This window comes from Paraburkholderia dioscoreae, from assembly GCF_902459535.1.
GTDB lineage: Bacteria > Pseudomonadota > Gammaproteobacteria > Burkholderiales > Burkholderiaceae > Paraburkholderia > Paraburkholderia dioscoreae.
Window position 1 is genome coordinate 2823727 of record NZ_LR699553.1, and the last position, 19891, is coordinate 2843617.

8 protein-coding genes are annotated in these 19891 nt (G+C 61.0%); 1 reads left to right on the forward strand and 7 read right to left on the reverse strand.

Annotation, left to right across the window (positions count from 1 at the left end):
• Positions 1 to 36: 36 nt before the first annotated feature.
• Complete coding sequence (locus PDMSB3_RS12715) at positions 37 to 507, reverse strand: hypothetical protein (RefSeq protein ID WP_165186485.1); 471 nt, start codon at positions 505 to 507, stop codon at positions 37 to 39.
• Between the two features lie 454 nt (positions 508 to 961).
• Here PDMSB3_RS12715 and PDMSB3_RS12720 point away from each other — a divergent pair, with 454 nt between their 5' ends.
• The gene (locus PDMSB3_RS12720) at positions 962 to 5035 is read left to right on the forward strand and encodes a hypothetical protein (RefSeq protein ID WP_165186488.1); all 4074 of its coding nucleotides are present in this window, start codon (positions 962 to 964) and stop codon (positions 5033 to 5035) included.
• Between the two features lie 51 nt (positions 5036 to 5086).
• Here the strand turns inward: PDMSB3_RS12720 and PDMSB3_RS12725 are convergent, their stop codons facing one another.
• From PDMSB3_RS12725 to brxC, 6 genes are all read right to left on the reverse strand, one after another.
• Positions 5087 to 5605, reverse strand: coding sequence for a hypothetical protein (locus PDMSB3_RS12725; protein WP_165186490.1), 519 nt, complete (start codon positions 5603 to 5605; stop codon positions 5087 to 5089).
• A gap of 231 nt (positions 5606 to 5836) precedes the next feature.
• A complete protein-coding gene (locus PDMSB3_RS12730; RefSeq protein WP_165186492.1) occupies positions 5837 to 7774 on the reverse strand; it encodes an ATP-binding protein in 1938 nt (645 codons plus the stop codon).
• A gap of 120 nt (positions 7775 to 7894) precedes the next feature.
• Positions 7895 to 10129 carry a protease Lon-related BREX system protein BrxL gene (brxL, locus tag PDMSB3_RS12735; RefSeq protein ID WP_232064190.1) on the reverse strand — a complete coding sequence of 745 codons (2235 nt, stop codon included), beginning with the start codon at positions 10127 to 10129 and terminating at the stop codon, positions 7895 to 7897.
• Complete coding sequence (pglZ, locus tag PDMSB3_RS12740) at positions 10081 to 12660, reverse strand: BREX-1 system phosphatase PglZ type A (protein WP_232064191.1); 2580 nt, start codon at positions 12658 to 12660, stop codon at positions 10081 to 10083. The genes brxL and pglZ overlap by 49 nt, the downstream gene beginning before the upstream one ends.
• A gap of 37 nt (positions 12661 to 12697) precedes the next feature.
• On the reverse strand, positions 12698 to 16213 hold the full coding sequence (gene pglX / locus PDMSB3_RS12745; protein WP_165186497.1) for a BREX-1 system adenine-specific DNA-methyltransferase PglX: 3516 nt from the start codon (positions 16211 to 16213) through the stop codon (positions 12698 to 12700).
• Positions 16214 to 16240: 27 nt separating this feature from the next.
• Positions 16241 to 19873: a BREX system P-loop protein BrxC gene (gene brxC, locus PDMSB3_RS12750; RefSeq protein WP_165186500.1), complete on the reverse strand. Its 3633-nt coding sequence runs from the start codon at positions 19871 to 19873 to the stop codon at positions 16241 to 16243.
• Between the last annotated feature and the right edge of the window lie 18 nt (positions 19874 to 19891).

Sequence of the window (19891 nt, forward strand, 5' to 3'; positions counted from 1 at the left end):
AAAGGCGGTGAGGCGCGGCGGCCGCCGAGCCGGCGCTCATTTTTTTCGGGTTTTCAGCTTGAAGTCGGGTTCGTAGATCTGCACAAGATCATGGATGAAGGCTTCGGCGTGCTCGATCACCGCTTGCGCCTCTTCAACCGAGCAAAACTCGCCCTGATGCGCGACGGCGTTGCGCGTGTCGTTGATTTCTTCGGCGCGTTTGCTTAGCGCTTTGATCGTCTCATGCTTTCTGGGCTCCGCCGCCGTCAAAGGCAAAAGGAGGTTGCGGAGCTTCCCGGACAACCCATTTGCCCAACGCAGCATCTTGTCGACAAAGGCGACCTCAAACGTGCTGCGCGCTGCGAATTCGGCCCGAATTGCGAAGTTGGCGGCCAGCTCGGTCGCGGTCGCAGCGCGAATCACCGCCGCCGACCACTCCTCGCGCGAGTGCAAGCCGTGGATTTTGTTCCACTGTGATTGCACCTTCTCCAAGTCAGTCCGTTCTTCGTATGGTTTCTTGTTTGCCATGGTGTTCTTGTTGGTGTGCGCGGGGCTGAGATGGAAAAACCGTCGCGAACAACGTAGATGTATCGGGCGGAAGGCGCGAGCAAAAGTGCATATCGCGCTACCGAGGATTCTCGCACTACCGGGCGTTCGACACGCGCGCTGCTCCGTTTCGAGTCGGCTCGCCGATTTAGGGCGCCACCATAGGCAGCGCCGCCACGCTCCGCGTAGAATCGACGCAGTTTCCCCAGACCAATGCCCCTCGGCTCATGCGAACACCCAGAACCGCCTGCGCACCATGCGACGCGACCGACCCAACGAAAGGGGTCGAGCCCGACGCCTTGGCCTCTTTGGGTGCAGCCCAGCTTGCAGTGTCAGAGGCCGACCGTCGCCGCGCCCATGAGGTGGCAGGCAATCGGATGTCGAAGGATTTGCGGTCGTGAGCGCTCAGAGGCCGCCGCGTCCGCGTTCTCCTCTGGTGGGCGATCCCGCTCGGCAAGCGATCGCCTCCCTGCGTGGCTACGATTACCAGATCTGGCGCTCGGTTGAAGCCTGGATGCGGCTCGCCAAGGGGCAAACTTTGTATCTGGAATGCGCCGAGGACTTCGACCTTGTCGACGACCGCGGCGCCGAGTCCACGCAGGTCAAAAACTCGGCGAAGGACATCTCGTTAGGCTCTTCGGATGTCCGCGAGGCCATCGAGAATTTCTGGCTTCTGCGCGAACGCAATCCGGACCGGTCGGCGCTCTCGATGAGGTTCTTGACGCGGGGCGGCATTCGCTTCGAAAAGTCAAAACCGTTTGGAAGAGAAAAAGGCATAGAGGTTTGGAGGCTCGCCGCCGCTGGCGATGACGCCGCGGCGCCGGCCGTGGGCCGCTTTTTCAAAGCGCCCTTCAAGACGCCTGCACTCAACGAATTTCTCGCGACGGCGAGCGCCGCCGAACTTCGCGACCAGTTGTTGGCTCACATTCATTGGATCACCGACGAGCCCGACACGGAAGCCGTTCGGCTGAGCGTCGAGCGGCTCGCGGTCCAGTTGGGGAGTGTTCGAAACATCACCGCCACGGCGTCCGTGGCGGCGGTTGATGGCCTCTTGGCTCGCTGTCGCGAAACGGCCGCGCAATCGAGTCCGCACCTGCGCAGTCTGACGATTGAAGATAAGCTTGTGGCCTTCGAGGCAAAGACGAGCCTGAGCGTCCCGATGACCCACGTCGCGCTGGCGCGGTTGGGCAATTCGCTGTATTCGACTGGCGGTGGAGCGGTCACGAGCGGCGCCATCACGTTCGATCCCGCGAACCTTGGAATCGGGCCGCCACCTCTGCCGGCGTCAACCCTGCCAAGGTTGCCTCTCGTCGAAGCCATCGCGCAGTCGCTGCGTGCTGGGCATACTGTATTGATCGTGGGATCCGAAGGCCGCGGCAAAACCACCCTCGCGAACCTCGTGTCCCGAGCCCTAGACGGCGCTGATTTTTGGTTGGATCTGTCATCGCTCGAACTCTCCTCCTTGTCGGCGACGCTGGAGCGGCTGTTGGTTCAGATTCGCGGCGTGGCCACGCGCCAAGTCATCGTTCTGGACGACGTCCCGGTCGCGAACGGCATGGAACAAGGCTTTTGGACGCGACTGAGCGCGGTCATCGGCGAATGTTCGGCCCGCAGCCACGTGCTGCTGCTCACGGCGCAAGGCGTCCATCCCGAGGCCGTTGATCCAAGGGTGCGCACGGCAGCAATCGCCTTGCATGACGTGCCCGATTTGTCCCGGGAGGAAATCGCTGAATTTGTGGCATCCCTCGGATGCCCCGAACCGTTGCGCAGCAGTTGGGCAGCGACCATCTTGGCTCAAACCGGGGGTGGCCACCCCAAACTGGTTCACCTGCGCGGACTCGAACTTCGCGACGAAGGGTGGCCGGCACCCAGCGCGGCAACGTTGGCCACGCCACCACGAAGCGTTGAAGAGGCGAAGCGATACGCCCGGCAAGAGGCGGCAAGAACGTTGCCCGACCAAGACCGGGAATTGCTCTACGCTCTGAGCCTCGCCCTCGTCCCTCTTGATCGCGAGGCGGTGCTCGCCATCGGCTATGAGCTGGCAAATCTCGCAGCGCCCGGCGACGCCTTGGATCGGCTCGCTGGCCGTTGGATCGAACTTCAAGGCTCGGCCGGCTATCGCGTAACGGCACTTTTGACGGCGCAAGCGGTTTCCGCCTGGCCCAAAGCAAAGATCGAACAAGCTCACGCCTGCCTTTTCGACACGATTATCCGCAGACGCGCGATCAGCGTGGACCAGGCTCTCCCGATGTTCATGCACGCTTTTCAGAGCGCCGACGATGGACGCTTCGCTCACTGCCTGACCGGGCTGGCCAGCGAGGACGGCAAATCGCGCGACATCGTCTACGAACGAATCGCGCCCATCCTGTTCATTGCGCGGGGAAAAGCCGCATCGGCGCTATCGCGTTTCAGCGCGCGAAGCCTTGTCCTTTTGAAATTGCTGCAATTCCGGGTCGCCCAACAGCAGGATCTCAACCAACTGACTGAGATCGCCCATGAGTGGAGCGAAGAAATCGCCCGATTGCCGGACGGGCAAATGCGCGATGGGAGTCGGCTGCTGAAGGCGTTCTTGGTCGGGTCAGCGACCGAGGGCTTTTTCCCGGCGTCGATGCTGATTGAGGCGCTCGAAGAGCTGGTTCGCCTCGAACACATGATTCCGGCATCGGCCCGAAGCCAAGGGCTGCCGGTCGACCTGTCCGTGGGTGGGCGAGAAGGCGCCGGCGACATGATCGCGGCCCTCTTTATGTTTATGCAGGCGCGCTGCGACAGCATCGACTTCCAGGATGAACTTCTGAGCGCGTTGGAAAACGCTGATCCCGCGGCGCGAAGTCGCATGTTGAAAGCGTTCGATATTCCGTTCGTCCGCCAGAACCATCTTTTCGTGGATCGGCCATGGCTCGCCGAGGCAAAACGGGAAACACCGCGTTGGGATTTCGCGGTGGCGACGTTGCGGAGAATGATCGAGCTCGCCACCGCATGGAACTGCGCCGCCCTTGGCGCCCCCGCCGCCCGTGTGCTCGCGCTCATTTACGATGAGCACCTTGACAACCACGACGAAGCCATCGCATGCCTTCGCGACGCCACCGCTCGATTCGGCGAAGCGCCGCTGCTGATCGCACAAGAGGGGAACGCGCTCTTTCAGCGCAAGCGTTATAAAGACGCGCTGGAACTCTGGAAGAAGTCGCTATGGCGATCCGGCTCCCCGATCGACGATCGCGTTCGCGATCCTTATTCACTGCGCAAGGCGGGCATCGCGGCCGGCCTGATCGGCGATTACGAGAGCGCTTCCGATTGGTTTGAAGAGACGGGCGACCTGGCGCGCGAAAAGGAAATGCGCGCGACGGCCGGCGGCGCTTGGTTCGATGCGGCTTACTGCGCGTTCAAAAACGGCGCTTGGCCCAGGACCGTCGCGCTCGCGTATGCCGGGCTCGACGCCTTCCGGAACGACTTTGACCCAAGCGACGAGTTCGCGCTGTTCGCCACCAAGAAATTGGGCGGCCACATTCTGTTCTGGATGCTCGCGCAGCTTCGAACCAGCTTCGTCGAAGACCCGGCGCAGCCCGTGCTCGGGCAGTGCAGCAATCCGGATCGAGACAAGGGCATCGCGGAGCTGCCCAGCAACTCGTTTGACCTGTCCGGCGCGATGTTGGCCGAAATCGCCTCCTTGCTTGGCGTTTCCAGCGCTGAAACGATCGCCCTGCGCGCTCACATCCAAGAGACTAAGATCCCGGCCGCGAGTTATCAATACTGGTCATTCAGGTGCAACGAAGCTGTCGAGAGCGGCCAGTTCGAAGAGCTCGCTGAGATGCTGATGGGTTTGCATCGCGCGCATTGGGCATCGCTCGCCCAGCGGCAAAGCGGCGCCAGCCCTCTTGCGGCCTACACCGCGCCCATTGAGGAACTTGACCGGACCGCCACGCTGAGCGCCGAGGCTGCCTTTGTCGCTGCTTTGTGGCTGCGTGATCTGGATGGAGGCTCGCCTCAATCGCTCGCCGCGCGCTGGGCCGAGAAGTTCTCCCAGAGCCCGGACGGGAAGCATTTGGAAGCGGAGGCGGAGCGTGCTCTTCTCGCTTTTTCGGTTGACTGGCAAAGCGCAAGAGCCGTTTTCTTTGACCGGAACGCGGAATTCCTGGCGAGGCTGGGCGCAGTATGCCGACTGCTGGTGGGTTCGAGCCGGGACCCCGCTTTGACGGCGCGTTGCCAGAGCGTCGCATTGCTGTGGCTGCTGCAATCCGCGGGTCGATTGACGTTCGACGGGATGCTTGCGCCAATCGCACGGCACTTCGCAAAGATGTGGCGCCAGCATCTATCGACGCCCGCGCTCCTGATCTCGCCTCGCATCGCCCTGCCTCTTCTGCGAGACGTGACAGAAAGCAAACCGAACGCACCGGAACAGATCATGAAATTGTTCGACGCCGCGGAGATCGCCACGGGCGTGGCCGCCAATGGTGAGCTTCGCAATGAGCTGCGCAAGGCGATGAGGGCTCATGCAGCGCGGATTCCTTGGTAACAGTGGCGGCGCAAGAGTGCGCGAGCGTCGTCGGCGCGTTCATCGGAATCTTCAAAGCGGTTCGTAGAGCGTGTCGTCGTTTGCGAGCCTTCGGCTTATCGCTTGCAACACACCTTGAACCAAGGATTCATATATTGGGCTTGAATAACCATCCGCCCACCGCTCCGAACGCAATAGCGTGTGCACATAGTGACGCAGCTCAAAAAATAACCACGAACCCACCGCGTCTTCAACACGCACGTCGCGCTCGACGGTTGGGCCGCCGGGCGCGAAGTCTGTGCACACAAACCCGCACGCGTAAGAACCCTCCACGAACAGTCGGTATTCGAGCAACGCTGTGAATTCCTCGTGTCGTTCCACGGGCAGACGTTCGTGGCCCTGCACGCCAAAATGTCCCAACGCCGCTGTGTCGAGCGCGTCGATTAAAAGCACAAGCATCCGCGCCTGAAACTCGTTGACCGCAGCCCGTTTGCTCGCCGGCTTCCTGCGGATCTTCTGCGCTGAGAGAGATTTTGCGTTTGCGGGCGCCTCTTCAATCGACTCGAACGATGCTTCGCGATCGTTTCTCATGTGGTGCCTTGTGTGTTTTCAAGCATCAAGTTCATGCCGCGTCGCGCGCAGCGCCTGCGGTCGTGGGGACTACCGCCGATGGGTCCGTCATTTGATCGCAATCGTGGGCATCCTGTCGACCTATACCGCCGACGATCGCGCGTTTTCGGTTTCGGGGCCTGCGGTGGATTAGGGACGCTTGCTCCCGAAAGTCGCCGGAGTATGCGTTCGCACGGTAGGAGCTATTTTTCCTTAGCCTACGACCGGCGCCGGCAATGCCAGCAGGGCTTGAGAGGCGGTCTGCATCACCCTCGCCGACAAATCTGCCCCCGAGACATCTTCGTAACGGGCGGGGATGCGCTCTTTGAGCCGAAACAGCCGCTGGTGCGCCGATCGGGTGAGCTGGCCGTAGGTGACGGCCTGCACACGACCGCGTAAAACGCCCTCCTCTTTGAGCTCCTTCTCGCGCGTCGTCTTCGCCGCGATCTCGTGCCCCACCACAAACGCCCTGAACATTGGCGTTCCATCGAGCGCGCCGCTGCCAAGGAAGTCCTGCACATAGCCGTCGGCCTGATTCATCTCCTCGCGGCCGATCGCGGATTTGCCCTTCTTGAGTTCGATGATCAGCACGTTCTGGATACGCGTGAGCGTCGGATCAGCCGGGTCGAATCCTTCGGTGCCGACGATCGAGCACGTCGCGTTAGCCAGAACCACGATGTCTGGTCGCTGTTTGTGGTTGATGAAGGCCTCGGTGGACAACCTCTTCCTGAAGATCTTCTCGGCGGCCGTTCGCAGGCTGACGTTGGATGAATATTCGCTGCTGTCAAACTCCGGCCCGAACAGCCAGCGAGCCTGGGTGACCAGGGGATGCAGCGTGTGAAGTTCATCGGCCCCCTCGTCTCCGCAGAGCTTCTCAACGGCTGCGAGAACCGCCAGACGATGATCGATCTCATCGAGCACCGACAAGGCGTCGCGGACGGTCCACTGACTCAGCAGCCGGTCGAGTCCATCGATGTCGGACTCGTCAAGCTTGGTGAGTTTTTCAAGAAGAGCTGCGCCACCGCGTGCCTTTTCCAAGTTGATCAGAGCCTGAACCGCAGCAGAGAGCACATCCGGGGAGACCGTGGGCGTCGCCTTCACCAGGTCCCGCGCGAAGCTTGCGACCTCGGCGCGACCGAGCTGCGATAGCTCTTTAAACTCCTCGCGATTTCGGATCAGGGCCTCCTCGGAGCTCTCCTCAACAAGAGTGGCGGACAACGAGGCAAAACTTTTCTGCGCGTATTGCCGAACCGCCTCGAAGAGCGCGTCCACCTTGGGTCCATTCTTGAACCGAGACCAGTCAGGCTCGACCTCCGCCATCCAGCCGTCACTGGTTTTGACAACAATCGAATAGCGCTTTGCGAATCGGGCACGACCGTCAATAACGGCCTCGGACCCGACGACCCATCCGGGTGTGCCGACCAGCCGACCATTGACCCAGAAGGCAATTCCTTGATAGATGGTCGATTGAGCAGTCCGAGTCGAGTCCACGACGTAGGCTTCCGCCGGCGGACACCCTTCGATTGAAAGGTCCATTCGCTCGATGAGCCCCGTTTGGTCTGCCAGTTCAACGGACTGTCCGTTGACCCGCACAACGAACTGTGGATCATGCAGGAAGCGAGCTGACAGAATTTCACGGATCCGGTCCGGGTCGGGCAGATGCCGTTCGACAATCACCGAGAGCTTTGTCCCGTGGCCCGATCGCAGGAAGGCGCCCTCCTTCTCGATCTTAAAGGGCGTCTCCTGACTCTGCGTGCCGATCTCAAAGCTCGCGCCCTTGTCTTCGCGCCAGGTTTCTACCGAATATTGGCCCGCGAAGCACAGCAAGCCATGGCGACCAATCCCATTGCGCCCATAGGCCCGACGACGCCATCCCTTCCGCTCCGGAGGGAACTCCACGTTTGAGCTTTGGTGCTTGGTCCGGTCATAACCGAGTTTCATCCACCGGGCCTTGAACTGTGCAGCCGTCATGCCGTGGCCATCGTCTTGCACCGTCAAGACGAGGTTATGCGTGGGCGGAATAATGAGATCGACTAGCGATGCTCCCGCATCCCAAGCGTTAGCCACCAGCTCGGTGAGAGCAATCTCCGGGTCATGGGCGATGCGGCCCAGTGTGCGGACAAGATAGTTTTCTTCGAAGAGCGACCCCATTGAGTCGTCCACTTTCCGTTTTGGCCTTGCCATCACGCACCCCGTATTTGTATGTTGCTCTTGTGCCTGATTTGCAGGGTGGCCGCGCCATCGAGCACCGGCCGCCCTATTGCACAGGGCTCACTCTACGCCCAGCGCCTTGAAGACGGCGTCGACGGGGTCTGAGTAAAAACTGGTCTGAAACTTGGCGAACAGCTCCCCCGGAACCGTCGGAATGTCCGTCACGCTCGACATGGGCAGCAGGATTCGCTTGGCGCCCGCGTCAAACGCCACTTGCAAGCTCTCGGCGAGGTTTCGCGCCTGGGCGATTGTGCCGCCGAGCGTCATGTCGCCCATCACCGCGAGCTGGGTTTGGACCGGCTTGCTCAGCGCCGCCGAGCAGAAAGCGATGAAGCTCGCGAGCGTCACGGCGTCCGGGGCCCCGGAGTTTTGCAGCTCGACCAGGTGCAGATGGAAATCGCGTTCGGTGGGGTGGATGGAGGCGCTCACCCGCGTGGCGTTTGCCCGAAAGTAGTCGAAGGCCACCCGAACGTGCTCGCGCGACAGCGATCCCGAAACGGACAGCTTGCCGCCGCCCGCCATGGCCTGCACTTCCATGCGGTAGACCCCGGGCATTTCGGCCGCCGCCATGGCGATCGTGTGCAGCACGCCCGGTTGCAGGCGACCCTCCGGAATCAACCCGCCGCCCGTCTGCTCCGGGACCGACACGAAGCGCTCTTGCATGTCTTCGAGGTCGATGTAGGAGAAATGGACGTCATAGAACTCCATGCCGCCGATCTTTTTGAGCTGCTCCTTGACCCGCCGGCGGACCTCCAACGCGTATTCGAGGCACCGGCGGACGGTGTCCTTGGTGTATTCGCCGTCCGGGCAAATCAGTTTCAGGAGCCCCGAGACCGTTCGGCGCACGGCGATGGTGTCGCGCTGGTTCAGGTTGTTGCCCAGCTTGAACCACTTGTCGATCGCATCCGCAAAGCTGCGCTTGCGCATCTCGCGCACCCACTCCGCGAGGTAATCGACGATCAGGCCATACTGGTTCGTGAAGAATTCCGGCCGCATCTTGGGGATCTCCCAACCCGGCACGTAGGCGTGGAAGCGGTCGAAAAACGCGGAGTCGATCATGGCGTCCGGAAAGGGTGCCAACAGATGGCTCGTTTTCACGAGCGACTCGACGCTTTGATTGAGGTTGCCCACGAAGACCATCGAGGCGCTGGCGTTGATCGATTCGCGGCCCCGGCTGAACGAGCCGGAGGCCATGTAATCCTTCATGATCTGCACGCCGTCTTGGTCCTTGAAGCTGATGCCGGCCACCTCGTCGAACGCCACGACGTCCCACAAGCCGACCAGGCCGACTTTGCGCGCGCTCATGTTGTAAAAGAGATTGGCGACGGTCGACTGCCCCCCGGAGACCAGGATCGAATTGGGGCTGATTTCCTTGTAGATGTGGCTCTTGCCGGTGCCGCGGGGGCCCAGCTCGCACAGGTTGTAGTTGTTCTCGACGAGCGGGATCATGCGCGCGAGCAAGTGCCACTTGGCCCGCTCTTTGAAGCACGTCGGCTCCATGCCGGTCGAGCGCAGCAACGCGTCGATCCACTGCGATTCGGTGAAGCCTTTGCGCGCCGAAAAGAGCTCCTCCATGTCCATGCTGGGCATCTGAATGGGCTTCAAGTCGGCGACCGCGAAGGGCGACGTCTTTTGGTTCTCTTCGAAGAAATAGCGCAGCGTCACGATGCACCAAATGCCGCCCACCAGCAGCTTCTCAAACTCGCGCACGTAGTGGTCCGGCACCTCGGCGTTTTTGATGCCGAGGTTGGAGAGCAGCGCCTCATAGGCGTCGCGGTTCTCGTTGAGCTTGACGGTGACTTTGTCGATCACCTTGAAGGAGCCCAGCTCGCGGATCTTGCTCTTGACCTTCTCCGCTTCGTCGGGGCGCACGTAATTTTCCGCCAGGATGCGCTTGACGGTGGCCAGCCCCGCGCGAATCGTCTCCGGGTCGTCCGAGGCGCAATACATGCCCAAAAGATACTCGAGCACGTAGACCGGAACGTTGGCCCCTTCCTTGATGAGTTTCGTCAGATCTTTGCGCACCACCCGGCCGGCAAACCGCTCGTTGAGCAGGCTGTCGAGCGTCCGCTCGGCGCTCGCGTCTGCCGCAGCAGCCGGCCCCGCAGCCGGCGCCGCAGTCGGGGCCGCAGCCGGAGCCGCCGGTGCCTCCGCGTTCGGAGCTCGGTCCGCGTTCGAAGCCGAGGCCGGGGTTGGGGCCGCCGGGTCGGAAAAGGGCGCGGAAACGGGTTCTGCCATGTCGGCCTCTAAAAATCGTTGCTGAATGCCAAGTCGATGCGCAGCGGCGAGCGCCACGCCTCGGCCCTTGTCTTCGCGTCCCGCGCGACCAGAAAATAGTCTTTCGTCCGATCGTGGGAGCCGGCCTGAATGGTCAGCATCACGGAGCGCTTGCGCTCGTCGAGCAACGGCGAGGCGCTGTCGAACGTGATCGCCTGCTCGTCGCTCACGGGCGTGTCGCCGTCCCGAATGGAGAATATTAACGTCACGGGCAGAACGCGCTCCGAGATCGCTTCATTTTGAATGAATTCGAAGCGTTGTTTGTTCGTCACCACTCGGTTCGTCGAGCCCAAGGGGCTCACCTCCACGGGCTTGGTCCGCACCTTCTCGGACTCGCTTTCCTTCACCAAAATCACCGGCACGGCTATTTCCTGCGGCATCGCGCTGCCATGGACGAACCGGGCGCCGCCGGCAAAATGGAAGCGACCCGCGCCTTTAGGCGCCCAAAAATCAATGCTGCCCTCGCCCGGGTCGGTGCCGGCCGTCCCTTCGGTCGAGCCGCACCAGGCCTTGGGCGAGCGCCCCATGCCGCGGCCCAAGATGTAGCGCTTTTTGGACTTGATGGCGCCGTCGGGGTCTTTGTCCAGCACCGAGCGGTCGGCCTCTTCGAGCGCGGACTCCTGATACAGGAAGCCGTGGTCGGCGGTGACGAGCACGGTCGAGCCATTGAGGCTGTTGACGATGAAGCTGACCGTCTCGGCCAATTCCTTGATGGTCTGCGCCGTCGCCTCGAAGGCCTTGGTCTCCGTCACGCGCTTGTCGGCGATCGCGTCGATTCGGTCGTGGTAGATGTAGACCAGGCGGTGGGGCTTGACGAACTCGCGCCCGCGCTCCTTGCCCTTCTCCATCAAATCGTCGCGCCCGATCGCCACGCCGTCATGCGCGGCGAGGATGGCCGACCGTTGTTCCAACGTGGCCGAGGGCTTGCCGTCGACCAAGACGTCCAAGCCCGCGTTGGTCTTGTAGGCCAGGCGCTCGTGCGGCAAAAGGCTCGCCATCCCGAGCGTGGTGTAGCTCGGCAGAACGCCCAGCATGGCGCCCAAACGCGCCTTCACGCGATTGCGCGAGTTGAGCTCGCGCGCGAGCTCCTCGGCCGCCTCGTAGCGGAACGCGTCGGAGATGATCACGAAGACGCGTTTGGCGCCGCTGTCAAATTCCGGCCGAACCATTTGGTCGAAAAACGCCTGCTGATTGGCGACGTCCGGCAACGCCCACGCGCTCAACAGCCCATTCTCGCCTTCGATCACGGAGCCCCAGGCCGACGCCAATTGGCCCACAAACCATCCCGAATAGGCGTCCTCCATCCGATCGCGCAGCTCGTGCAGCAGCGCCCAGCCCATCGGCTCCACGAACTCGGCCGCGCGCATGAACCAACGATACAGTTGATCAAAGCGGAAGAGGCTCGAGCGATACGCGGCGAACGCGGTTCCCGCGTCCGGAAAACTAAAGCCGCTCGAATGGGCCGCTTGCAGCTCAAAGAAGCTCGCGGCGGCCTCCAAGGCGTCGTAACTGGCGGCCAGGGCGCGTGTGGAATCGCTCGCGCCCGCCAGCAACGGATTGGCCCAATGGCCGTCCCTTCGGCGCGCGGTGAGCGCGCGAACGGAATCCATGTTGGCGCCGCCGCCGGCAATGATGCGCCCTTTGAGATCGGCGATCACGCGCTTTTCGATGCTCTCGAAGGTCATTGATTCGACGAGGTCTTCGGCGCTCATCGGGCGAATCAAATCTTGCACGCGCAAGTCGTCCGCCACGAGCGTCGAGAGCATGTCGTAGCTGGCGTAGTTGGCCATGTCCGAGCGCCACCGACTTGCAAACACCGATGCGTGGCCGGCTCGGGCGCGCTCGCGGATGAGCAAGTGCGCCATCGGCGCGGGCGCCGCGCGCACGCTGTTGCAAAAGTCGGTCGCGAAAATCGCGTAAAGGAGGCCGCGAAGGGACCGCGCCTCGGGCCCCGCCTCCCGATAGCCCATCTCGCGTTCGACCAAGGCCCAGAAGGCGTCGTCGAGATCGTTGGCGGCGATGTCCGCCAACGCCTTGGGCGTGTCGCCCAAATCGTCCGCTTCGGCCGCGAGCCCCGCGAAGACTTTGAGCAAAATGGCCGAGGCGTCCGGCGTCTCCGCGCGCGCGACGACGGCCAGCATCTTCCGATCGAGATCCTCGACCGTGTCTTGCGGGTCCGTCCAGCGCTTCAAGCGCTCGAGTCGCTCCCGCGCCCGCAAGAATTTCGCTCGTCGTTTGAGGTGCGCGCGCAGCGACTGCTGCGTGGAGAGCCCTAGCTCGTCGAGCTGAATGGAGGCTGTGTCCGCGCTGAATGCCTTGCCGCGCAGTCGAGCGTCGAGAAGCCAGTCGGCCGTGGGCTCGGGCTCAGGAAATGGTGCGTAAAGCAGCCACCGGGCGTCCTTCTCCCGCTCGATCCAGATTTTCACTTGCAACGCCGGAGTTTGATCGAGCCGCACGACGCGAACGCCATCGAGCTCGATCCCATCGAGCTGCGAGGCGAATTCGCCCTCGGCGTCGTTCCAAAACACCAGCGAATGGCCTTCGGCCATCAGACGCGAGAGAGCTGGCAAAAAAGTGTGTTGCCCGCTACTCATCGCTTCCGCCGGTGATCGTTCTCGAATCGGCGACCAGGTCGCCAAATTTCGCGTAGTTCGCCCTCACCCCATCGTCCAGATCGACTTCGACGCGCATGTCCGCGTAGTGCCGGAGCTTCTCGTCGTAAGTAAGGATTTCGGCCTGCTTCGCTCTTAGCGTATCAATCTGCCTTTGGATTTTCACCCGCGCTGCTGTCGATGTGGCAACGGCGGCGTCCCTGTCGAGCAACTCCATCCGGGCCGCTATTTTCGCGATCAATGGCGCCACGTATTGAGCACGCATGCGAGCGAGTGTGCCCTCGTTGTAGCGATGCATGTAAACCAAAGCCTGAAATGCGCGCTGCTTGCCGCTCGAAAAGAGCCAGTAGATTGGGCGCTTCTTATAGGCTTGGACATGCACCGCGTAGAATTTATCAGCGAGGAACCGTCGGACAGTCTCATCCGGGGTCTCGCCGGGTTTTTTCTTAAGGCTTTCGGCGAGCCATTCCATGTTCGCGTCTAAAGTATCCGGCCCCCATATAACGCCGACAAGCTCAGTCACCCGGCGCGCTGCGTCATCTTCGAACCAACAAGTATCCGTCACAGCAACTATGCCATCGTCATCCGCTGAAAACGTTTCATAATGCGCGCTGTCGAAACCGCAATTTCCTGCATGAGCATAAACTAACCCGGCTCGGTCCACGCTATATCTGCCCATCATGCATCCGATCGCGTAAGACATTAGGCGCTGGCAATCACTCTCGCGATTCGCACGTGCAAGGGTAATCTCGTTATCCGAAACAGAAGGCGAAAACTGGTCCTGAAGGTCGAAAATCTCCAAAAAAAGCCGATTGTTTGTCTCCTCGATTTCTCGAAGCCGGTTCAGACGGCGATCGCATGCGCGAGCCCACGCCTCCCACGATTCTTGAAGAGATTGACCGTCTGATACTTTCCAGGCTGCGGGAATACCCGAAAAATCCCAAGACTCCTCAAAGCTGTTCCAATCGTCCCTAGCGATTGCAACGGCTTCCTGCACGCTCGTGATGACCTGATCCCCCAAGCAAGGCTCACGGTATGGCAATAACCCGAACGGGCCTTCGTGGTAGTCCATAGTTTGAGACAGCGCTTCGAAGAAGACCTGAGCCACTTTCGAGTTCCCGAACGCTAAAAGAAGCTCGAGCGGAAGCTCAGCTTTCGGGAAGCACACCGCACCCTTCGATTCGAAAATGAAACCGGGGGGACACTCCCGCATTGCGAAGTTGCTTGAGGTCAATGTTGACCAAGTGGCCCCTTGCTTCCCATAGAATCGCTCGTTTCGGATGGACGAACCTCGATGAGCACGTAGCTCGGCCCCCCCATCCCGCCAATCCACCACAAATTCGTGGTTTCCGAACCATCGCCGGTAAGAGCCGCCCTTTTGGACGGGAACCCAGTAGGTATCACCGCTTGCACGTTCCGCATCGAGCATGGTGAAGTTCGCGACGGATATCTCAAACCATCTCCGAAGGAATCTGTCGTTCTCTCCGGTATCTAGTCCCTTCTTCGGTTCAGCAACCGCGCTTATCAGCTTGCTTTTCTGCCACGCGTCCCGAACTCGATCGCTTGCCCAGTAGGCAAACGGACTCCCCGGGACCGCCGCGAAGCTGGTCTGGTGACGCGGATGAATATGATTCGGGTCTCGCGCCAAGAAAACCTTGCTCTTGTCGGCGTTCTTCGGCGCGCTGTTTAAGTCAATATATGCCCCAACGTAGTCCTCAATGGCATCATTGAGAAAAACAAACGCGCAGGCTTGTGCAATCTTGGAGTTCATCTCGGGGAAACTGTTGAACCCTATCTGCACCAACGACTGCACAGTTTTACTGGAAATCAGGTATTGCCGCAGATCGAAGAAGGACGATATGAACATCCAACTCTGCATGGTAACCAATGCAGAAATGCCGGTCCCGGACCTAGCAAATTGAAAGGCCCGAAGTATGAACATTGCGTATAAGTCGGCCCTTCCTGACGGGTAACAGCCTTCCGCCCATGATTTGATAAATTCGGGGAGATTTCTTCCTCCCATATAGGGAGGGTTCGCCACAACCAAGTCAAACTTCATTGACAAAACGCGTGCCTGCCGCACAAACGGCCATAGGTCGGCCGCCGCAGCTCGCGCATACAAATCGCCCGAATGTGTGGCCTTATCTAAAGCTTCGTATATTTCCGCCAGATTCTCGGAAATCACCGCCGGAATCTGAATGAGGGAACCGAACGACTTCGCCAGCGCGAAGATATCGAGCACGTTCGCCACCACTGATTGGCTAACGCCGAAAGGTCCAAGATGCGAGGAAAGCTCGTCAACATCCAGCCCCTTGCTCTCGCTCATGGAAAAAACGTTGAGAGTCGGAGAATTGCTAAGCAAGCGTCTGTCATCTGCGCGCGCTTTCATCAGTAGCGCGAACCCTGCCAACTGCGCTGCGCGGTCATCAATGTCGATGCCATACAGGTTCTTTTCCAAAATTAGACGCGGAATGTCTCTCAGACGGTATCCACACTCCAAGTAGATAGCCTTGAGCGTTTCATAAGCCTCAACCAAGATGTGTCCTGAACCACAAGCCGGATCAAGAAGTCTGATGGATTCAGGATTAAGGCGTGCGCCATCCTGCTCAATACGCTCTCGGATTTTCGCCTCAATCTGCGCTGTTACTTTATCCGACTGCGCAGGCGGATCCACGTAATAGTCAAACTGCGACTTTAGTGACGACGACGGATTCGCCATCAACCAAAGACGACCAACACTGTTCTGGACCAGATACCGAACGATCCAATTGGGTGTGAAAAGCTGAGTCGCCGCGGGAATATCCTCGCTCTGGACCACCTTTCCTATCACCTCGTCTTTCTTCTCACTGATGTAGAACTGATAGAGCCAGCCGACAACTTCGATTTGCGCCCAATCTTCTTCAGGGACGCTTGAAATCAGTCTTACTAAGATTGAATCGGTGCGTAGCAGGTGGTCGGGCAGCAAGAGCTCAGTCTCGTCGTCGATGCGCTCGAACAAAAATGGCATCGAGCGCGACAAATCATTGCACTGCGCCACCAACAACAATTTGTATAGTTCGTTATCCTGCGTGCCAGTCAGCTGCATTTCCCGCGCGACCTCGGCGTTCAGATCAGGAAGCGACACCTCGCTGGCATGGCGCAAAATTTCCGGAAGCCCACCGTCCCGGCTCGACAGCACTCGCCATCCATGATCGAGGTATCCATGCAGCTCCATGAAGCGCAAGGCAGCGAATCGGTTGAACCACGTGTAGGCCACCTCTTCCATTGCCTGCTCGAAACCGCGACGCTCGATGCGCCGGACGAGCTTCTCGCGTTGCGCGTTGACCTTGGCGGGCCACTCACGCCCCTCAATGATCACCAAGTCGCCGCGGACGCTGGCCGGCGCGGCCCCTGCCGCCGAGATGCCCAGCAGGTTCGCCCGCGCGGCGACCGCGGCGATGAAATCGCGGCGCGCTTGCGGCGCGTAGGCTTTCAGGTTTGTTTTGTTCATGTCTTGATTGAGCCTTTCGTCTAGGCGTTACTGCAAACGCGCGCGGTGGCCCGCCGCGATGGCCGCGAGGAGCTCCCGGCGAAGGCTTCCGATGAATTCTTCAACGTCTTCGGCGCTTTCAAGGTAGGTCTTGGCGCTCAGCTCGCTCGTGCGCACCACCTTGATGGAGCGCGTCGAGACCGCCGCGCCTGCGACGCCGGTCCCCGCGCCCGCGCCCACTCCGCCCCCCGCGGCGCCGTCAGCCCGCGCCTCGACCCGAGCCTTGGGCGCCTCATTGGTCCTCGCCGCGCGCGCAATCTTGTCCATCGCCTCGTCGAGCAGATCGCCCGCCCGCCCCTGCGCGAAGAGAATGCGCGGGATGCTGACCATCCCGGCCAGTTGCGCCTTCAAGGTTTGAAGGGGATTGAGCGCCGCATTGCGCAGAGCCGGATCCGCCTCGGCGGCGTCCAGCGCCTGCTGCGCCTCGGCAATCTTCTCGTCGACCGAACGGAGCGCGCGTTCGCGACGCTCGCCGCCGATCGCGTCGTTCACTTTCTCCACGGTCGCGACCAGCCCCTCGATCCGATTGATCATCCCGTAGGGCGCCGGGTTGTGGTGGATCATCTCCAATTCGGACAGGGCCGCCGCAGCCTCCGGCGCGTTGAGCAGCGCCTCGCGATTGTCCGAAAAGCTGGCGAGGGCGTCGAGCAGGCGCGACCAGACCGGAACCTGGTTCTTGTAGAACCCGAGCACGTCGTGGACGTCTTCGGCCAAATCCAACCAATCGTTGCGAGCCTGCGCGAGCGCGTCCAAAAACTCATAGGGATCGCGCAGCGCCAGTTGGCGATCGATCGTGATCAACGCCCGCACAATCTCCGTGCCGCCCGGGTAATCCTTGTGTTCGGCTTTGCCGCGCGCGCGTTCGAGGTCCGCTTTGAGCTGGGCGAGGTGGCTGCGGAACTCGGCGACGAGCGCGTCTTCGTCCTCCGGCGGCATGATCGAAAACATGTCGCGATGCAACTCTCTCGCGGTGGTGCGCGTCAGCGCATCGGAGGTCTTGCGCTTCAAGATCGAGACGTTTTTGAAGCGGGCCGCTTTCGTCAGTGGCTCAATCGCCCCTAGGGGGTCCAGGTCCGCGCCCTCCATCACCAGCTTGATTTCGCCGGCCATGAAAAGCCGCGCCACCAGCAGGACCGTCTCCCATTCCGGCCGCCACCCCCAGGGCACCCCCGAGAAGCGGTCGATGACGTCGGAGAGGAGCACGCGGCTGCTCTTGGCGACCACGTCGAGATATTGGCGCATTTCCCCCAACGCGAGGGCATTGCCGTCCTCCCCGCCCAACGCCATGCGTTGCTGGCCCACCGTGTCGGCAGTGAGCACGGCTCGGATTTCCGCGATCGGATCGGCCTGGCGAACCTTGATGTAGCCGAGTTTTGAATAGGTGTTGGAGACCAGATAGTTGAGCATTTCGTCGAGCACGCTGGGCGGCGATTGCGGCTTGATCGTCAGCCGCTGGCCCAACGCGTAGAAGTCCCCGGCGCTCATCATTTCCGCCAGTTGCGACAGAAGGCGCGCCCGGCGTTCGCGGTTTTCGTCCTTCCGGTCGTAAAGAATCCGTTTGAGCGACGGGGTCGCCGTGTCCGCTTTCGGCGCGATGTATTTCTCGATCTGCAAATACGTTTTCAGCTCGACATAGACGCGCGGATCGTTGGCCATTCGCAGCAACGCCCGTCCCGAGCCCTCGGCGCTGCGGCCGATGCATCGCGCCTCGTGCATCATTTCGTAGTCGGCGCCGACGGGCGAGATCACCTCGAAGGTCAACGCGGCGTTCGCCAGCTTGTAGGGGACGCTGTCGAGCAGGCGATTGAATTCGTAATCGCTCTTGGTGTCGCGATGCCTCACTTTCGTTTGCCCGGCAAGAATCTCATCGAACACGAGCTCGGCGACCAGGCGCGAGATATCAGCCTCCGAGACGTTGACGGACTTCACCTCTTGTGAAACGTCGCGCTCCTCGTTGGTCAGGAAAAACCAAAGGTCGCCGTTTCGGCTCACCAGATTCTGCCGCTCCAAGCGCAACAGCGCGGCTTCAATCTGGCGTTTGAGCGCGAGCTTGTCCGCGTCGACGCGATCGAGGCACAGGGTGGCGAGGTTGTCGACCGTCCCCTTCACCGCGTCCGCGTAGCGAATGAGGAACAACGTTCGCAGGAGCTCCCCGTCCCAGTCCTCCAACGCCGGGTTGTCGGCCGCTTGATCGATGGCGCGCTTGACCGAGGAGTCCAGGAAACTTTCGATCGCCGGATAGAAATCGTAGAGGGGCACGAGCGCGTCGATGTCCCGCGGGCCATTGTGGACCGCCGCCGTTTGAAAGGCGTCGAGCATCGAGCGCTCGCCGCGCGCCAAGTGCCGGCCGGTCGCCCCCACTTTGCGAATCGACTCGAAGACCTTTTGCAACAGCTGAAACTGGTAAGGGGCGAACGGATAGTGCGCGGAGAAATCCGCGGCGTCGCGAAAGCGCCGAAAAGCCACCGCGTGATCCGCAAACGAAACCTGGTTGTTAATGATGTCGCCCTTGGCCTTCCAGAGGGCTTCGAGCTCGGCGCGCGCCGAGGGCGTTTTTTCGAGCAGGCGATGCGAAATGACCTCGTCGGTGTTCGAGCTCGACAGGGACAAGCGCGTGTGAAAGCGGCCCGTGATCTTCGAAAAATCGTTCGTGCGCGCCTGGTTGGCTTCGCCCAGGGTGGCGTCGATGTCTTCCTGGCTGGTCACGATCACCCAGGCGCGCCCTTTGCATTGCGTGCCGAGCTCTTCGGTGATGGTCTGCAAGTTGAGCATCAGCGCCGTGTTCTTGCCGATGAACTGGCCGACCTCGTCGACCAAAAAGACGATCCGGTGCTGCGGGCCCTTGGTGTCGAGGTATTTGCGCACGAGCGCGGCGAAACCCTCGATGTTGATCTTGTAGTCGTCGCGCGCGTTGTCGAACCATTTCGCTGCGGAATCCGGCGACATGTCCAGCGCGTGGCTGAGCCCTGCGATCACATCGTCGCGCAGGAAATCGACCGCGTCGCGCTCGGCGTCCCACGCGTTGCCATTGGCCGCTTTGAACGCCTGCTTGAACGCGTCGTAGGCGCCCTTGGAGATCAGATAGCGCTCCATCTCGGCGACGTGCGGCGCGTCGCCCGACAACCCTTGCATCTCGTTGAAGACGCGCAGGAACACTTGCAGGATCGCGTCCCGATCGCCTTTGGAGTCGGCCTTCGAGTCGATGTTGAACAAGATCACGTCAGTGTTGCCCGTGACCGCGCGGCGAATGTCGCCCAAGAGCATGGCGTCTTTGATTTTCGAATCAAAGAATTCAATCGCGCGCCGCGATGTCTCGTCGCCCGGATGGGAGGCTTCGAGGTTGGACAACAGATACGACAAAATCTTAATGAAGTGCGACTTGCCCGACCCAAAGAAACCCGACACCCAGACGCCCATTCGCGCGGCGATACTCGGGTCGTTGGGGTGGGCTGCGGTGGCGAGGTAAGCTTCAAAAAAGCTGCGCAGGTATTCCGTGACCTCTTTGGTCGCGACGTATTCGTCCAGCTCCTGCCAGATGCTCGCCTCGTCGCGTTGATCCGCTTTGATGACGCCGTTGATCGGCCGGTCAATGCGCTTGACGAATAGCTCTTTAATTTTCATTGGTCCCTCGGTCTCTCA